We start from the raw sequence: 15,136 nt of genomic DNA on the forward strand, positions 1-15,136 counted from the left end.
TTCGGAATGAACATCAAAGATGTGGCCGCCCTGAGCGGCTTATCAAAAAGCACGGTATCTCGCTATTTAAACGGCGGGAGCATATCCCAACAGTCCGCAGACAAAATCGCCGCCGTCATCCAGCAGACCGGCTTTCAAAGCAATATATTTGCCAGCCGTCTTAAAACAAATCGAAGCTACTTGATTGGTGTTCTCATTGACGGATTCGACTCTCCAAGTGTAAACCGCGTGCTCTCGAGCATAAGCTCAGCGTGCCACGATGCCGGATATCAGCCATTCATCATGATCGACGAAACCGGCGAGGATAACAAAATCGCGAATATGCGCGCGCTCATTCAGCAGGGAGTCGATGCCCTCATACTGGGCACGGCGCTCATCACCGAGGGGCACCGTGACTTTCTATCGCGCATCAAAGTGCCCACCATCATCCTCGGGCGGACTTACGACACCCTCCCCTGGTGCAAAATTGACGACTACTCGGGAGGTCGCCTCCTGGGCGAGCACGTCGCACGGCAACACCCAGAGCGCCTTGTCTACCTATCCATGGGTTCCGATGACCCGTCGGCAGGAGAAGAGCGCTGTAGGGGCGTCTTGAGCACGCTATCCTCTGATACCCAAGTCCGCGTTATCGAGGTCGATCATGTCGACAACCATGGCTATGCATGTGCCGCTAAGGCGCTTGAATGGAAGCCCGACTACATTGTTTCCGCATCAGATGGGTTCTGCCTGGGAATCTTCTCCGCACTCGATGCCAAAGGACTTTCCGTTCCAAGGGATATACGAGTCGCAAGCTTTGGAAACCACGCCTTCAGCAGCCTCCCATCAATATCTCTCACCAGCATTGCATACGATTACGAGGCATTGGGACGAGATGTGGCGCTTAAGGCAATCGAGCTCGCAAGCGGAAACTCGATCGAACCGGAGTGTTGCGATTATCCGATAGAGCTCATCATACGAAAAAGCAGCGTTCGGCCAACAACGACCCGGTAGGCGAACGACCTTATTTTCACCGAACGCCGCAGGGCGACAGCGTGAAAACGGGCTATAGGACAAAAAGCGTGTCACGAGGGAACGCCTGCCCCCGGATGCCAATCAAGCCAGAACGGGTACGGATCCCCGTGGTGGAGCCCCCACACGGGCCTGTCGTCCCACTCCGAGCTGCCGTCCTCACGCTTCGAGGAGGCCGAGTAGGTCCTATAGAGCAGGCCCATGTCGGCGTCGGCGGGCATCGTCGCGAGCTTCTCCGCGGCCGTCCTGGAGTCCACCAAGAGCATGTCGCACCACCAGAAGACGGCCTCATCGCCACCATCAACGCAAAGTAGTCTGTTTAGGGCTGTTTAATAGTCCGCCGCGCTTACGAATTGAGTTGCGTGCCACAAAATGGGCCCATCTACTACGTTTAGCCGAATACCCTCGACCATACCGGATATTAAGAAAACAAAACCACTGGTAGAAGGCTTGACGATTTTCAAAAAATGTGGCTATGGTCGACCCCTAGAGGTTAAACGTGGTAGATAGGCCGTTTTCGTGACACGGCACCAGGGTAGCTTTTTGGGGCGGGCTTTTTAGCTACTTTTTGAAGGCGTTGTCTAGGGTGGCGGCTACTTGCAGGGGGTTGTCGGTGCCGGCGAAGAGACGGATGGTGGCTGCCCGCTTGCCGCATGGAGCTGAGAGGCGTGTCGCTGCGCCGCCGGCGGGTGATGCGCGGAACTCGTCGGGCAGGGTTTCGAATAGATCGGCTGCCGTGCGATGTATCAGGTCGAACTCCACTGCAGGGCCAAAGCCGTGTTCCAGGACACCCGTCGCCACCGCGTGATCGGGATGCGACGCCAGACCGGGATAGCGCACGTTGCGCACCATTTCATTCGCAGCCAGGTACTCCGCAAGAGCGCGGGCACGGTCGAAGTGGGCCTGCATGCGGGCTTCGAGCGAAACGAGGCCTCGCTCCAGCACGCCGGCCTCATCGTTGCCCAAATCGAGCGTGGACAAACCGCAGCTAGCAAGCACCGCATGCGCACATTCACCCGCAGCATCCATACGATGGCGCTTGAGCTGCGAGCGCGCAACCGAAACGGCCACCAGGTTTCGCGGCCCCTCACCAGCGCACACACGGTCGAGTGCCTCGAGCGACAGCACGGCACCCAAACGCAGCGGATCGCACCCAAAGACCGACGAAACGGTGTTATCAACCACCAGCAACGCACCACACGCACGCGCCGCCTGCCCCAACGCGCGAAGGTCGGGCACGCGCAGGCCAAAGCCGCCAATGGAGTTCACGAACCACCACAGATGCGGGGCCTCAGCGTCAAACGAATCGGCAAAACCCTCGGACGCAGCCTCAAACGCCGCAACGGACAGCTCCCCCACCAGCACTACATCGTGGACCTCAAAACCGCGCGAAAACGCAGCGGCGAAGTCATCCGCGAAAGCCACCAGACGGTCACCGGGACGCACGATACCCAGCAACGACAATGCCGCCGGCACATGCGGTGCCGCCAGCAACCGAGCCTCGCGCGCACGGGCACGCGCACTCCATGCCTCTTCGAATCCCCGCACGTCCATACGGCACCGTCCCTTCAAAAGCAAAAACCCATGACACGGGCGTTCCCCGCATCATGGGTAACGGCTGCAGTATAGCGCCAGAGCGCCGCCAAGCGCTCCGACAGCCCACGACCAAACGCCTAGAAGCCAAGCTTGTGATAGCCGATCAGAATCTGGAGGAAACTAAAGGCCTTGCTGAGGGCTCGGAAAGAACGGGCAATAATGCCCGCCGGCTACACGCACATGAGCTGATGATCCAGTTTGAGCGCGCGCATGCCGCGCTCCCCCTCCACGCCGTCAACCACGTCGAGCAACATACTCGTGGCCTCAACGCCACTGGTCAGATAGCCGTAATGCACGGTAGGGATACCGCCCGTCAGCGCACGCAAAAAGGCGTTGTCGCCAAAACCGCTCACGCGATGGGCGCCCTCTCCCGCGCCACGCACCTCATCGATCGCGCGCAGGGCACCGGCGGCCATGGTATCGGTCGCACAGGCAATAAAGTCAAGATGCGAATCGGCCTGCAGCAACTCACGCGCGGCACGATAGCCGGAATCCAACGTAAACGAGCCATAGCGGATCATCGCGGGGTCGAGCTCAACGCCCGCAGCAGCCAGACCGGCTTGCAGACCGTGACGGCGATCGTAGCCGGCGGCTTGGTCGTCCTCGGTAACGCCGACGTAGCCGATCTTGCCCGTCACACGCCCAGCCAACGCCCGGCCCAGCTCAAAAGCAGCCTCATAGTCGTCGTGGTACACGCAGGCCGCGCCCTCGACGTTTTGGCCAATCAGCACCATCGGCACGCGGCAGGATGCGATGGCGTGGCGATGCTCATCGGTAATCATGGTTGCCACGAGCACGATGCCGTCAACCGGGTGGTTCTGAAACAGGTCCAGGTACTCGAGCTCGCGCTCCGCCAAATTGTCGGTATTTGCCAGCAACATCTGGTAGCCGCGGCGGCCGAGTACCTGGCCAATACCGGCGGTAATACGGCTCACCGATTCGGAGTTGATCTTAGGCACGATGACGCCGATGAGCTTGGTAGACCCCGTGCGCAGCGCGCGGGCCTGGTTGGAGCGCACGTAGCCGGTCTGCTCGATCGCCTGCTTAATGCGCTCGGCCTTATCTGCCGAAATATAGCCACCGTTAAGATAGCGCGAGACCGCGGCGCTCGAAACGCCCGCCAGCTCGGCGACATCTTTCATCTTTACCAATGGTACCCCTGTCATTGAAATCGCTTTCACCATGATAGCCATAAAGGCACTCCAGATGAATTGATTTCACCCAGGTCGAAAAAACGTCAGCGAGCGCCGAAACCCAACTAACCGTGATACTCACCGTTGTATTGGATGAGCGTGAGGTCCTCTACGCCGTCGAGCGCACGGATCGCGTCCGCATAGGGCATGTCAACGCCGTCCGAGAACACCTCGACGGCCATCTCGACCTTGTCGCCGCGCATGGTCTTGGACTTGACGGAAAACTTGGTGCGCCCAAACGCGCGCACGATATCATCGCCGGTAGTCTGGCCCGTGTAGTGGATGACCATCATGTACACGCGCGCCTTGTCCTGATGGCTCGCAAAGCCGGCAATCATCACCACGATCACCACTGCCGTGAGCCCCACGAGCGCGTACATGCCGGCACCCGCCGTAATGCCCGTGGTAATGGCCCAAAACAGATACAACAGGTCGAGCGGATCCTTGACCGCCGTACGGTAACGAACGATGGACAGAGCACCGACCATACCGAGCGAGATGACCACGTTTGTCGAGATCGCGAGCGTGACCATGCAGGTGAGCACGCACATGCCCACGAGCGTCACGGCAAAACTGCGCGAATACACCACGCCGGTAAAAAAGCGCTTGTACACGTAATAGATCAGGATGCCCATGACGAGCGCCACGAGCAGCGAAAGGCCAATCTTGGCAGGGTCGACCTGGCCAAACGCCTCCAAGACGGAGTTCTTAAAAAAGTCCCTGGTGCTCATGGTCTAAATATCCCCTCGGTTCTCAAAATCCGATTCCCAGTAATTAAATCCACGCAGGTAGGCGGTCTTTTCGTAACACAGGCAGTACTTGGAGACCGCCGTAAGCTCGGCCGCGCCCGGCGGCACCATATCGCGCACCAGCTGCGGGCAAAACTCCGTAAACTTGACCTCCATCACCAGCTTGCCGGGCTCCAGGACCGGCAGCGCGGGCAGCGTCGCGTCAAAGATATCGAAGCTTCCCACCGCGGCACGCACGTTCATGTCAAACGTGATGCGCACGGTGCCCTCATCCATCACCCACGGCTCGCGCTCGTAGTCCACGACAGTCCTCGGGCGCATCACGTTGCAGATGCACTCGATGTAGAACTCGCGACAGAGCGGATAGGGACTCCTCAGCAAAAAGTCGTAGTCTCCGGCCAGAATCTGCTCAAACTCGCCACGCGTGAGCGGCGCGTCCTCTTTGTAAATCCAGCTACCGCACTTCTTTTTGCGCTCGAGCTTAATCACCTTGTCGCCACCGTTATAGATGCGCACGCGGTACTTTTTGCGCATGAGAATACCGGCGTCTTTTTCCTCGTAGGCCGAGTTACAGTAGTCGTCAAAGTACAGGCTGCGAATGGTGTAACCGCCCGCCTGCGCATGCTTGTCCAGCTTAAACGCCGGCGCCATGCGACAGGCAAGCGCAGCGTGCTCGCCCTCGTTAATAAGATATTTGAGCTCGTGGCGGTAACGCTCCTGCGTGGTGCGCGCAGGCGGAGCCGCCAAGCGTTCAAGCAGCGCGCTAGCCCTCCTCATACGTGTCCTCCACGACCTTGCCGCCATCTTGCACGTAGAAGCACTTCATGCCGTACTGTTTGCCATCGTCGGTCACATAGTAGTCAAACGCATCTTGCGTATAGCCGTCGGAGTTGGCAGCACGCACGCGCACAAAATACTGGCCGGCATCGGGCGCATCGCAGGTCACCTCGGGCAGCAGCACGTCCTCGGCTTTAAAGATCACGTCGGTAATAGCGTAATCACGCGCCAGCTCCACGGTATAGCGAATGTCGCGCGCCTTAAAGTCGTACGACGCGTCCCAATTCACGCGCAGCTTACCGTTATCGATCTGCGGCACGCCAATGTAGAACGGCATGGGCTTTTTATAGCTCTCGCGAAAGCTCTTATAGTTCTCCTCGATCTCGGAGGGAATCGCCGCGGCGATTTGCTCGTATTCGTCCTTAGTCACGGGCAAATTCTCCAGGTCGGGCGCAGCAAAGACAAGCGGCTCCGTCACCTCGCGATAATGCTCGATCATCTTGCTCAGACGCTCTTTGGTCATGTACGAGCGCAGATCCTTCACGGCGATATCGAGTTCGCTGCGGAACGACTTGCTGCGCAACGCGCGATTAAACAGCACGTTGCCCCAGTAGTTGCTCACGCCGCGCTCCCAGCTCGAATAATCCGAGAACCCCTTCAGGCTCAGCTCAAGCTTGCGCAGCATGCCGTCGTTATCCCAATCCAAAAAGTACCAGGTATTTGAGTTGAGCGGGCTGTACAGATAACAGTTACGGTTCTGCGTATCGCAGTTGCCTGTCAGAATCTGAAACGCCAGCCAATAGACCAGATTCTCGGTATCGAAGTAGGTGTCGAGCACATCGTCGATCTTTTGCGTATCGTCGTTGAGCGCATCGAGCATCTCGATTAACTTAGTATGGTCCGAGTCGCCCTTAATCTCGAGCATGCCCTCAAAGCTTGCCTGGTTGTAGTCGGGATCGTCGGCAAGCTTAATGGTGTCCTCGTAGCGATGGAAATCAAAGCTGTTCACCTTGTACAGGTGCCCGCTCTTATCCAGGCCATGTGCCTTAAGCGCCGTCTTGTTGAGCTGCTCCACCTGCGTAAACAGGCCGTAGTCCTCAAAGGTATCGTTGGACTTTTCGGTCTGGTCGCACACCCACAGATGCACAAACTGCGTGCGCAAGCCCATCATCTGGGGAATCCCGCGGATAAGGTCGTAGGCCATCTTGTTACGAAAACGCATACCCTCGCCCATGTGCTTGTTGAGCGCAATCGCGCGCTGTTGGCGCCAGGTGCCCTTGCCTTTTTTGAGCTCCACCTTGTAATTCTTTTGCGTGTAGGAGCTCGATGTCTGACCGCGCACCTGCACGGTGGCATTGGGCGCTTCCTCGCCATAGCCAACCTCGCCGGCCACCGGGCCGTCTTCGTCGCCCGCCTGCAGCAGGCCCATAACCTGATAGCGCGTCACGCCCATGTCGGCATAGTCATACACCGAGTACGTGTTGATCTCGGCCCAGCTATGGTCCGTGTTCTCGGAGCTGTTGCCGCGCGAGACAGTCAGGTACATGGTCACAATGCCCGAGTCGTCATAGACCTCGTACAGCTCGTCCTTATCACGCAGGTGCTTGGTCTCGCCCGAGGCCTCGGCCTTGTTAATCTTGCCCTGCTTTTTGACCTTTTTGGTCGAGGAGTCGTCCTGAGACGAGCAGCCCGAAAGCAGCAGCGCACCGGCAGCCGCCTCAAACAGGCGACGGCGAGACATCATCCTATCGGTCATCAGAACCTCCCCAATGGTTTTGATACACACGGGCCACCGTGCGCTCAAACACGCCATGCGGCTCGCCCTCTAGACGCAGCTCCTCGTAACGCTGTTCGGCACGGTCGAGCAAGCAGCCCAACTCCGTAAAGCGACCCGTCTTGTCGGTCGCCACAATGGGCTGCTGACTCAGGATACGATACGGCAAGTTGGCAGTATAGGTATCGAGCCGCATGAGCGCCACAACAAAAAACACCGCCGCGCCGAGCAAAAAGCCAAAGCCATAAAACTGCTGCGGAAAGAACAGCGAGACGATGGTCGCCAGCCCCGCCACGCCCGCGAACAGCCCGGAGGCAAGCACGGCGCCCTTGTAGTCGGTAAAGTACAGCAAGATCAGCAGGATTGTATTGCCCACGGCATACAGGCCATAGCCCACGCACAGCGTACGGAAATACCCGTGCATCAGGTTGTTGAAGCCCAGTGGCAGGGCCGAGAGCACCGTGGTCTCGAGCGAGATGACTGCCGCCGTCACAAACAGCTGCTTGAGCGCGCAAAACCGTAGCTCCCGGTTGAGCGTGGCGAGCATTTCCTCCTCGGCCACCACGATGTCGCCCACCACGCCGCCGTCGTTAAACAGGCTGTAGTAGTCGCGGTAGCGCGGATAGAAGTTGACTTCGACCGACACCACAAAGTTGACGGTCGTGACCAGAATGGTCAAAAACGCAAGCAACGCCGGCACATCATGATAGGGCGCGCCGTAAAACAGGCCTTTGACCTGCACGCCAATGGGCCCTGCCCAAATAATCACCAGGTGCGCAAAGAGCCCCAGGTTGGTAAACAGGCCCGTGAGCGCCAGCGGCATAAATTGGTCGAGCCAGCGCAAAAAGAGCCAGGGGCTGCGATCGCTCTGAGGAAAATACCGGTACAGCAGCACCACGTCCCAGGCGAGCATCACACCATAGCCCAGGGCGATCGAGGCCAGCAGGCCCTCGACCGGCGGCAGCCCCAGCGCCAGCGCGGCCAGGGCGCACAGGCACGCCACGCCAATGGCCGCAGCAAAGCTGCACAGAATGCCGCGGTAATCCTTGATGGCCGTGAGATAGCTCATGCCGTTCCAGCTGACGATCATAATGTTGAACAGCCACAGGCACAGCAGCCCCTGCAGCAGCGTGGCGCCCGAGAACAGCAAAAAGACGCCGTAGAGCACCGTGCCCGCAACGAGCATGATGGCGTTGGAACCCCAAAACGAGGGCAGGACCTCTTCTTCGCGCTCGGCAAACAGCATGTCGGCCAAAAAGCGCGTGACCGGCATGGAGAAAAAGCTTGTGAGCGTAAGCGAGGCCAGCAGCGTATAGGTCACCATGCACACCAGCAAATCCTGGTTGGCGCGACCGACGCCCCACAGGCTGCACAGCACCAAGATACCCACCTGGAGCAGCACGCCCAGCAGCATGGGGCCCGTGCACACAATGCCGGCGTAGCCATAGGCGCGCATCGTGGCAAACAGACCTTTGCGCCTAAACAGGCGTTTGAGCTCAAAACCGATTCCGGCCACCGGCTACTCCCCCTCTCTGGGCAGGTCAAACGCACGCGCCGTCTCGTCGTACAGCGCGCGATAGTTGGCGAGCATCTGCTCGTGCAAAAAGTATGTGGCAACGCGACGCTGGCCGCGCTCCCCCATCTCGATACGGCGGGCACGGCTCGCGCACATGCGTTCCATGGCATCGGCCAAGCCCTTGCGATACATGGGCGGCGTCACAAAACCTGCCACGCCAAAGTCGTCACCGGGGGCGCCCTCGAGCAGCTCACGGCAGCAGCCGACCTCAGTCGTCACACAGGGGCGACGTGCAGCAAGCGACTCCAGCACGCTGAGCGGCTGGCCCTCGGAGATGCTCGTCAAAATGGTAAAGTCGAGCTTTTCCATGTACTCGACCACGTTGACGCGGCCGGTAAAGATCAGGTCGCGCACGCCCAGGGTATCGACCAGCGCGTGACACTCGGCGCCGTACTCCTCGTCATCCACGCCGCCCATAATGTGCAGGCGCACGCGGGGCAGGCGCTCGTGCAGCTCAAAGAAGGCATAGATCATGGTCTTGACGTCCTTGATGGGCGCCAGGCGCACCACCGCGCCAATGTCCACCCAGCCGTCATCGGGCTTTAAGGGAATGTCCTTAAAGCGGTCAAACTGGATGCCGTTGGGGATGACCAGGCATTTGTCCGCATCGCAGCCCATGTCGATCTGCGTCTTACGGGCGTTATGGAACAAACTGGTCACGCGGAAGGCGCGACGGTAGATCTCCTCCGAAAGCAGGTAGAAAAAGCGGATCCAGCGGTCTTTAAACGACGGCACCACCCAGTCAGCGCGAATGATCTCTTCCTCGCGTTCGCGAGTATAGATGCCATGCTCGGTCAGCAGCACCGGCGCATGGTGACCGCTTGAGCCCAGGCAGGCGAGCAGGCCACCGTAGCCGGTCGAGATGGCGTGGTACACATCGGCCACCGGCACCTCGCTGCCCAGAAGGTAGAGCACGGGCAGCAGCATGGAGCGCATGGTGTGGAATGCATCGGCAAAGGGCGTGTATGGGTACTCGGCCAGGCACACGTCGCGAAAGATATCCATAAAGGCGCGACTCTGCAAAAACGAGAGCGGATGCACGCGACGGCGCTGGAAGATATCGAATAGCACGTCCCAGTCCGGATTGGAGAGCGACACCAGGCGGCGCAGCGCCTCGCGCTCGCGGGCGTTAAAGTCGGCCTCTTCTTGCTCGCCCGATAGGCGCAGGGCGTCGTCCAGAAACACCTCGTGCACCTCGACCACGTTGCCGGGCAGCTCGTAGACAAACTTGCCGCGGTCGACAGCATGCGCGCCAATCACCCACAGCACAAACTCGTGCTCGGGCATGGCCTGTATGTAGCCGTGCATCCAGGTGGACACGCCGCCGTGCACATAGGGGTAGCAACCCTCGAGTACCAAGCAGATTCTCATTTGTCGCCACCCTCCTTGCGTGCAATGGTCACCGTCTTGTCCGTGGCTTTGACCAGGTACAGGTCGCCCGTCAGATGCGTAATCTCGCCACCCGTGACTGCACCGGGCTCACCGTTGTTGGCGCGGAACATGAGCCACGCCTCGTCGTGGAAATTGCCCAGGCTGAGCGTCCAGGCATCCGCACTTGTATCCACGCTCACCGTCACGGACGAAAAGCGCTGGATGGCGCCCGAGCATTCCGAACCGGTCTGGCGCCGCAGGTCGGGCGCAGACTTGGTAAGCCACTCCAGGTAGTTGGTCAGACCGCCCTTGTAGACCTCCCAGCCCTCCTTGGCGCCGCGATCGGGATCGAGCAGATCATCCGGGTGCATAAAGTGCGTACTCACGTAGTGCATGTTGAGCTCGGACACGGCTGCCAGACGCATATAGGAATCGTTGACCATGCCGCCCGAGACAATACGTGGCTGCTCCACAATGCCATCGCTCGCCACGCCAAACTCCTGCACATAGGGCAAGTCGGTGCCATCCTCAAAATACGTACTGGCGATGGTCTTAATGCGCGGAACGTCGGTGCCAATAAGCTTGCGCGCACGGGCCGAAAGGATATTCGACGGTGGCACATAGACCGAGCCGTGCGCGTTGGGCAGCACCTCGTCCTGAAAGGCGATGAGCTCGTTGAGCGACGCGACGAGCGTTTCCTCGTTCTTCCACGTCTTGTAGTCGTACAGCTTGCCATAGTCGGTATCCCAGAGCGCCAGAGGCTGATGGTTGTAGCCGTGAAAGCCCAGCTCTCCGCCCATCTGCAGCAGCATGCCGCCAAAGTAGCGGAACTGCGTGGTATCGGCCTGGCGCGCGGGCTCGGTCTGGTTGACCGCGTCCTCGTAGTTTTCGATCATCACGCCGGTAAAGCGAATGCCATATTTTTGCGCGAGCTTTTGCAGATCGGGCCACCAAACCTTGGTGTAAAAATCGGCAATGGAAAGCCCGTAGTCGCGCTTGATGTAGGTGCCATCGCCCGAGGGCACGGGGCTGGGAAAGTCGTCTAGGTAGAAAACGGCGCTGTTGATGACCGGATAGGCCGTGGCATCGCCCAGCAGGCTGATCGCCGCGGCGTAAAAACCGCGCATAACCTTGTCATAGATACCGATATTGCATACCACGGTGCGCCCGCTACCGCAGTCATTCGACCAAATGAGCGGGGCGCCCGCATCGCCGGTCTTAGCCCACACACGAGCCGTCTCGCGCAGCGAAACCGAAAGCGACGAATCGAAGGGGTCCGAGAGCTCGTAGCGCTCTCCCCCGCCCAGCATAAAGTCCTCGCTCGGCACAATGCTTTCGGCTTTTACATAGTCATATCCGGCCGATTCAATGCCAAGCTTGGGGGCAATTACTTGCAGATAGCTCGAGTTATCCGGAGGCATGGCGAGCATAAGCGAACCACCGGCACTCACCCAACTCATAATGTCACTCAGGTGCGTACCGAGCCCATCGAGCGACGGCATGAGCAAAATCACGCGATCGAAGGAGGTCAGCGAGGGAATGGCATCCACGCCGTCCAGGGCAAGGTCCACGGCGCGGTGCGCGATCTTCATGTCGAGCAGGATCTGGTCAAACTGCTCCTTTACGTCCTCGACGCCAGCTTGGTCGGAATCGGTAATGACCAGGCACGTGGGCTTTTGGCCAAATATTGCCGAGGAGGCCGGAACCGCATCGTTGGCGGCAAGCATCCCCAGCTTATGCTGGCCCGCACTGTACTGTACGCCGGCGCGCTCCACCAGCAGCACGGCGGCCATGGCAATAAAGACCGCCCACACCACAAGCAGCCCCATCCAGCGAAAATGGCCCGCACGGTCGCGGATATGCTGTATCACGCTCATCGGGCCTCCTCTCCGTTGCGCCAAAACGCCAGTTCCTCGCGGTTGGCGGCGCTCAAGTATACATGCTGTTTGTCAATCGCATCGATCACGCGGTGGACCTCGTCACCGTCGCGGCGCATCACCGCCAGGCGCAGGCAAAGCATCCAAACCTCCTGCTCCTCGGGCACGTCGAGCACCAGCTGGTCGGTCACGGCCTGCGCCTCGTCGATCTGTCCGACATCGGCCAGCGCCGTCGCGTATCGAATGCGAAGCTCAAGGGTGTCCTCGCGCTCGCAGCGACGCGCAAGCAGGCGCGCGTACTGTTGGCGCTGAATCTGAGCCACGCGCCCCTCGGCCAAACCCGAGCCCAAGTATTCGCCAAGAAAATTGCAGTATTCATTGAGGTTTTGCGCGCTCGGGTCGGTCTTAAAGGCACGTTCCAACTGCTGCAGTTTAAGGTCGGACTCCTTGGAGATCTGCGCCACCGCCGTCGCGGCATAGTGCGCCACCTCAACGTCGTCGTTAAGCTTAGCCGCCTGCAGCTGCGCCAGGTACGCGTCGGGCTCCTCGGTGAGCATGGAGAGCATTAGGCGGCGCCGTTCTGCCGGGTCGTTGACGATGAGCGCCTCCTCGAGCGGCACTACGCCTGCATCGGCATCACGTTCGTGCACTAGGATGCTGCGATGCAGGTCGTCGTTGAAGCGCAGCGACTCCAGCGCGAACTCTTTCAGCCCCTCGCCAAACACCGCGCTGCGGACCGATAGCAGGACCACCAGCAACGGGCCCCACAGCGGCACCAGCACTATTACAGCCAGCATGTGCCCGCGCACCGGCAGCAGGCCCAACTTCATGAGCGTCCACAGCATCAGGCAAACCAGCGCATGAATCAGCAACAAGACGGCGGCAACGACAAGCGAGATCAAGCGGCACCCCCCTCACCGTCACCGGTGTCAGCAATGTGTTGCAGCAGCGCCACGATGTCCTCGCCGTCGACGGGCTCCACCGCAATCTGCTTTGCGCTCAGGCGCTCGCGGATAATGGGCAGATCGCACGCCTTTGCCTGGCGCATAAGCAGGTAAAGCACGTCGCCGTCGACCAAGCCCGCCGCATCGCTCTCGCGGATTGCCGACCCAATTGCGCCCACCAGCTCGCCGACAGCCTCCATGCCCGGTACCACGCGCAGGAGCAAAAAGCTGCCCATCTTGGCATCTGCCAGCGCCTGCTCGGCCGCGAGCTCTTGGCCAAAGGCAGCCTGCTTGAGCACGCAAGTGCCGTCAACGCAGCGTTTATCCTGTGCCACCGCCTCATAGTCAAAGGCACGGCCCAGTGCGCTTTCGACCAGGCCGCACAAGATGCGGAACAGATTTTGGTAATAGAGCGTCATTTGGTTCTGGGCCGCACAGCGCACAAAGATCAACACGGCGGGCGAACCGTCGCGCTCGATCGTGTATCCAAACATGGGAAGCCCCGGCGTCAGCTCGCGGTTCACCCACAGATTCGAACGACCCCCGTCGCCCAAAAGAGGTGCAAGCTGCTCAAGCGTGAGCGAGCGTGCGGCATCTTCGGCAATCGCGGGACTTGCTGCCACCAGGCGTGCAAATGCTCCGCCCGAAACATGGTAGATCGCCACCGAATCGTTCTCGAGGATCTCGCCCAGAAGCTCGCAGCACTTGCGATAGATGTCGCGTGGGTTGAAGACGTCAAGCTCCTGCGTTACGGCAAAGATCTTGCCAAAGCTGTCGTGGCGACCCACGATCTGGCGCCTGTACGCGCGCTTGTCCTCGATCGCGTCATGGTAGAGCTGCGTAAGGAACGTATTGCGGTTGCGCACGAGCTCGTTTTGATCGCGCTCCGCCCTAATGGCTTCGCTGTTGCGCAGCTGCACATAGCCGCACACGGCACCCACAACAAAGTACGCGATAAACGGCAGCCAGTTGGACGGCTCGTAGAACAGGCCCTGGAAGGTATAGCCGTACAAAGTAAAGTAACTCGCAGCCAAACCCACCGACGCCAGCAGCGCCGCAACCAGGCCAAAGTCCAAGCCATACAGCGTGCCGATGAGCACCACGTAGAGCAGGCGATAATCGAGCACGTTGAGCTGGGTCGATTGGGAGAACAAGCGCTCCAGCACTTCAAAGAGCACCCAGGCGGCTGCCGTCTCCAGGCATTTGACAGGCAGCGTGCGCATTTGAATGCGGTCGATGGCCGCGCGCAAGGGGTTGACCTTCTTTGCACGGCCAGCATCCCAGCGAGCCTGAATGGTCGAGAGGTCGCGCAGCAAGTCGTAGCGCTGAAACCAGCCATAGCGCACGCGAGCGACGTCGCTGGCGGGCAGGGCGTAGCCGGCAGAATCGCCATAGGCAACTGAGAGCCCTGGGAACAGTGCCTGAAGGGCCTCGCCCACCTCACCCACCGTGTGATGGAAGGTATCGGCTACGTCGAGAGTCTCAAAGTTACCATTCCAGCTGTCGAAGATACGGCGTACCAGCACCGCAAGCTCCTCGGCACACAGCAGAGGAAACGCCGCATCCTGCGCGCCCTGCAGAGCGGCCGATCCGGTTGAGCATTCGTCGAGCATCGGCACCAAAAACGGGTCCTCCAGCGTGGCAGACGCGGTATACAGGAACGGCACGCGCAGGATCTTAGTCTGAACGCCCTCGCGAGCAGCGTAGTAGCGGCACAGGTCGTTGGCTGCGTGCGCGATAATGCCCTTGCCCGTTCGCCCCGCGGCATCGGCGGCACCCTCGGCACCCGCGGGACCTGCTATATACAACAGCTGGATCCGGCGACCCGCGCACGCACGAAAGACCGAGCGCAGCAGCTCGATATCGCCCACGGAATCGGTATGCGGGGTAAGGTAATTAGACAGGTAAACCACGCGGTCGAACTCGTAGGCCTGATCCAGGTGCTGGAGGAGCTCTTTCCACGAGGCATGGGGCGACGACTCGTCGCGGCGCGCTTCCGCTGCAGCGACGACCTTAACGTGGTCCCCAGGGAATGCCTTGGCGCAAAAGTCATCGTCAACATATGCGGTGTTGCCAACAACCAGCACCTCCATGGCGCACCCCTCCCCTAAAATCCACTTTGTTCATAGTCAAACATGCGTATTTTACGCTGTCAACGCGAGCCAGAGCACCTTTAAGGCTGTTTTAAGAACTTTTTTAGAGGATGTGGGGACATCGAGGGTAGCGCGCAGAGATGTGGTGTAAGAGGCGGGGCATGCCCCGCCTCCGCCC

Annotated in this window: 11 protein-coding genes; 1 reads left to right on the forward strand and 10 read right to left on the reverse strand. The window is 59.8% G+C overall.

What is annotated here, in order from left to right:
* The first annotated feature begins 6 nt into the window (after positions 1-6).
* On the forward strand, positions 7-990 hold the full coding sequence (locus DWV43_RS00730) for a LacI family DNA-binding transcriptional regulator (protein WP_158569800.1): 984 nt from the start codon (positions 7-9) through the stop codon (positions 988-990).
* Between the two features lie 579 nt (positions 991-1,569).
* Here DWV43_RS00730 and DWV43_RS00740 read toward each other — a convergent pair.
* From DWV43_RS00740 to DWV43_RS00785, 10 genes are all read right to left on the reverse strand, one after another.
* Positions 1,570-2,562, reverse strand: coding sequence for a PLP-dependent transferase (locus DWV43_RS00740; RefSeq protein WP_117816806.1), 993 nt, complete (start codon positions 2,560-2,562; stop codon positions 1,570-1,572).
* Positions 2,563-2,774: 212 nt separating this feature from the next.
* Positions 2,775-3,746, reverse strand: a complete 972-nt coding sequence (locus tag DWV43_RS00745) for a LacI family DNA-binding transcriptional regulator (RefSeq protein WP_233539171.1) — start codon at positions 3,744-3,746, stop codon at positions 2,775-2,777.
* Positions 3,747-3,862: 116 nt separating this feature from the next.
* The gene (locus DWV43_RS00750; RefSeq protein ID WP_117816807.1) at positions 3,863-4,528 is read right to left on the reverse strand and encodes a DUF4956 domain-containing protein; all 666 of its coding nucleotides are present in this window, start codon (positions 4,526-4,528) and stop codon (positions 3,863-3,865) included.
* A 3-nt stretch (positions 4,529-4,531) separates the two neighbouring features.
* Positions 4,532-5,323 carry a polyphosphate polymerase domain-containing protein gene (locus DWV43_RS00755; RefSeq protein ID WP_117816808.1) on the reverse strand — a complete coding sequence of 264 codons (792 nt, stop codon included), beginning with the start codon at positions 5,321-5,323 and terminating at the stop codon, positions 4,532-4,534.
* Complete coding sequence (locus DWV43_RS00760) at positions 5,310-7,079, reverse strand: CotH kinase family protein (protein ID WP_117816809.1); 1,770 nt, start codon at positions 7,077-7,079, stop codon at positions 5,310-5,312. Before DWV43_RS00760 ends, DWV43_RS00755 begins: the two co-directional genes overlap by 14 nt.
* On the reverse strand, positions 7,069-8,613 hold the full coding sequence (pelG, locus tag DWV43_RS00765; protein ID WP_117816810.1) for an exopolysaccharide Pel transporter PelG: 1,545 nt from the start codon (positions 8,611-8,613) through the stop codon (positions 7,069-7,071). The genes DWV43_RS00760 and pelG overlap by 11 nt, the downstream gene beginning before the upstream one ends.
* A gap of 3 nt (positions 8,614-8,616) precedes the next feature.
* Positions 8,617-10,044, reverse strand: coding sequence for a GT4 family glycosyltransferase PelF (pelF, locus tag DWV43_RS00770; RefSeq protein ID WP_117816811.1), 1,428 nt, complete (start codon positions 10,042-10,044; stop codon positions 8,617-8,619).
* A complete protein-coding gene (locus tag DWV43_RS00775; RefSeq protein WP_117816812.1) occupies positions 10,041-11,921 on the reverse strand; it encodes a DUF2194 domain-containing protein in 1,881 nt (626 codons plus the stop codon). Before DWV43_RS00775 ends, pelF begins: the two co-directional genes overlap by 4 nt.
* The gene (locus tag DWV43_RS00780) at positions 11,918-12,823 is read right to left on the reverse strand and encodes a hypothetical protein (protein WP_117816813.1); all 906 of its coding nucleotides are present in this window, start codon (positions 12,821-12,823) and stop codon (positions 11,918-11,920) included. Before DWV43_RS00780 ends, DWV43_RS00775 begins: the two co-directional genes overlap by 4 nt.
* A complete protein-coding gene (locus tag DWV43_RS00785) occupies positions 12,820-14,958 on the reverse strand; it encodes a DUF4118 domain-containing protein (protein ID WP_117816814.1) in 2,139 nt (712 codons plus the stop codon). The genes DWV43_RS00780 and DWV43_RS00785 overlap by 4 nt, the downstream gene beginning before the upstream one ends.
* Positions 14,959-15,136 lie beyond the last annotated feature (178 nt).

Source organism: Collinsella sp. AF05-9 (assembly GCF_003465595.1).
GTDB lineage: Bacteria > Actinomycetota > Coriobacteriia > Coriobacteriales > Coriobacteriaceae > Collinsella.

Bases quoted from the DNA above. Each gene is read 5' to 3' on its own strand.
- DWV43_RS00750 (WP_117816807.1), bottom strand. From the start codon at position 4,528: ATGAGCACCAGGGACTTTTTTAAGAACTCCGTCTTGGAGGCGTTTGGC.
- DWV43_RS00760 (WP_117816809.1), bottom strand. From the start codon at position 7,079: ATGACCGATAGGATGATGTCTCGCCGTCGCCTGTTTGAGGCGGCTGCC.
- DWV43_RS00755 (WP_117816808.1), bottom strand. From the start codon at position 5,323: ATGAGGAGGGCTAGCGCGCTGCTTGAACGCTTGGCGGCTCCGCCTGCG.
- DWV43_RS00745 (WP_233539171.1), bottom strand. From the start codon at position 3,746: ATGAAAGATGTCGCCGAGCTGGCGGGCGTTTCGAGCGCCGCGGTCTCG.
- DWV43_RS00785 (WP_117816814.1), bottom strand. From the start codon at position 14,958: ATGGAGGTGCTGGTTGTTGGCAACACCGCATATGTTGACGATGACTTT.
- DWV43_RS00775 (WP_117816812.1), bottom strand. From the start codon at position 11,921: ATGAGCGTGATACAGCATATCCGCGACCGTGCGGGCCATTTTCGCTGG.
- DWV43_RS00740 (WP_117816806.1), bottom strand. From the start codon at position 2,562: ATGGACGTGCGGGGATTCGAAGAGGCATGGAGTGCGCGTGCCCGTGCG.
- DWV43_RS00730 (WP_158569800.1), top strand. From the start codon at position 7: ATGAACATCAAAGATGTGGCCGCCCTGAGCGGCTTATCAAAAAGCACG.
- pelF (WP_117816811.1), bottom strand. From the start codon at position 10,044: ATGAGAATCTGCTTGGTACTCGAGGGTTGCTACCCCTATGTGCACGGC.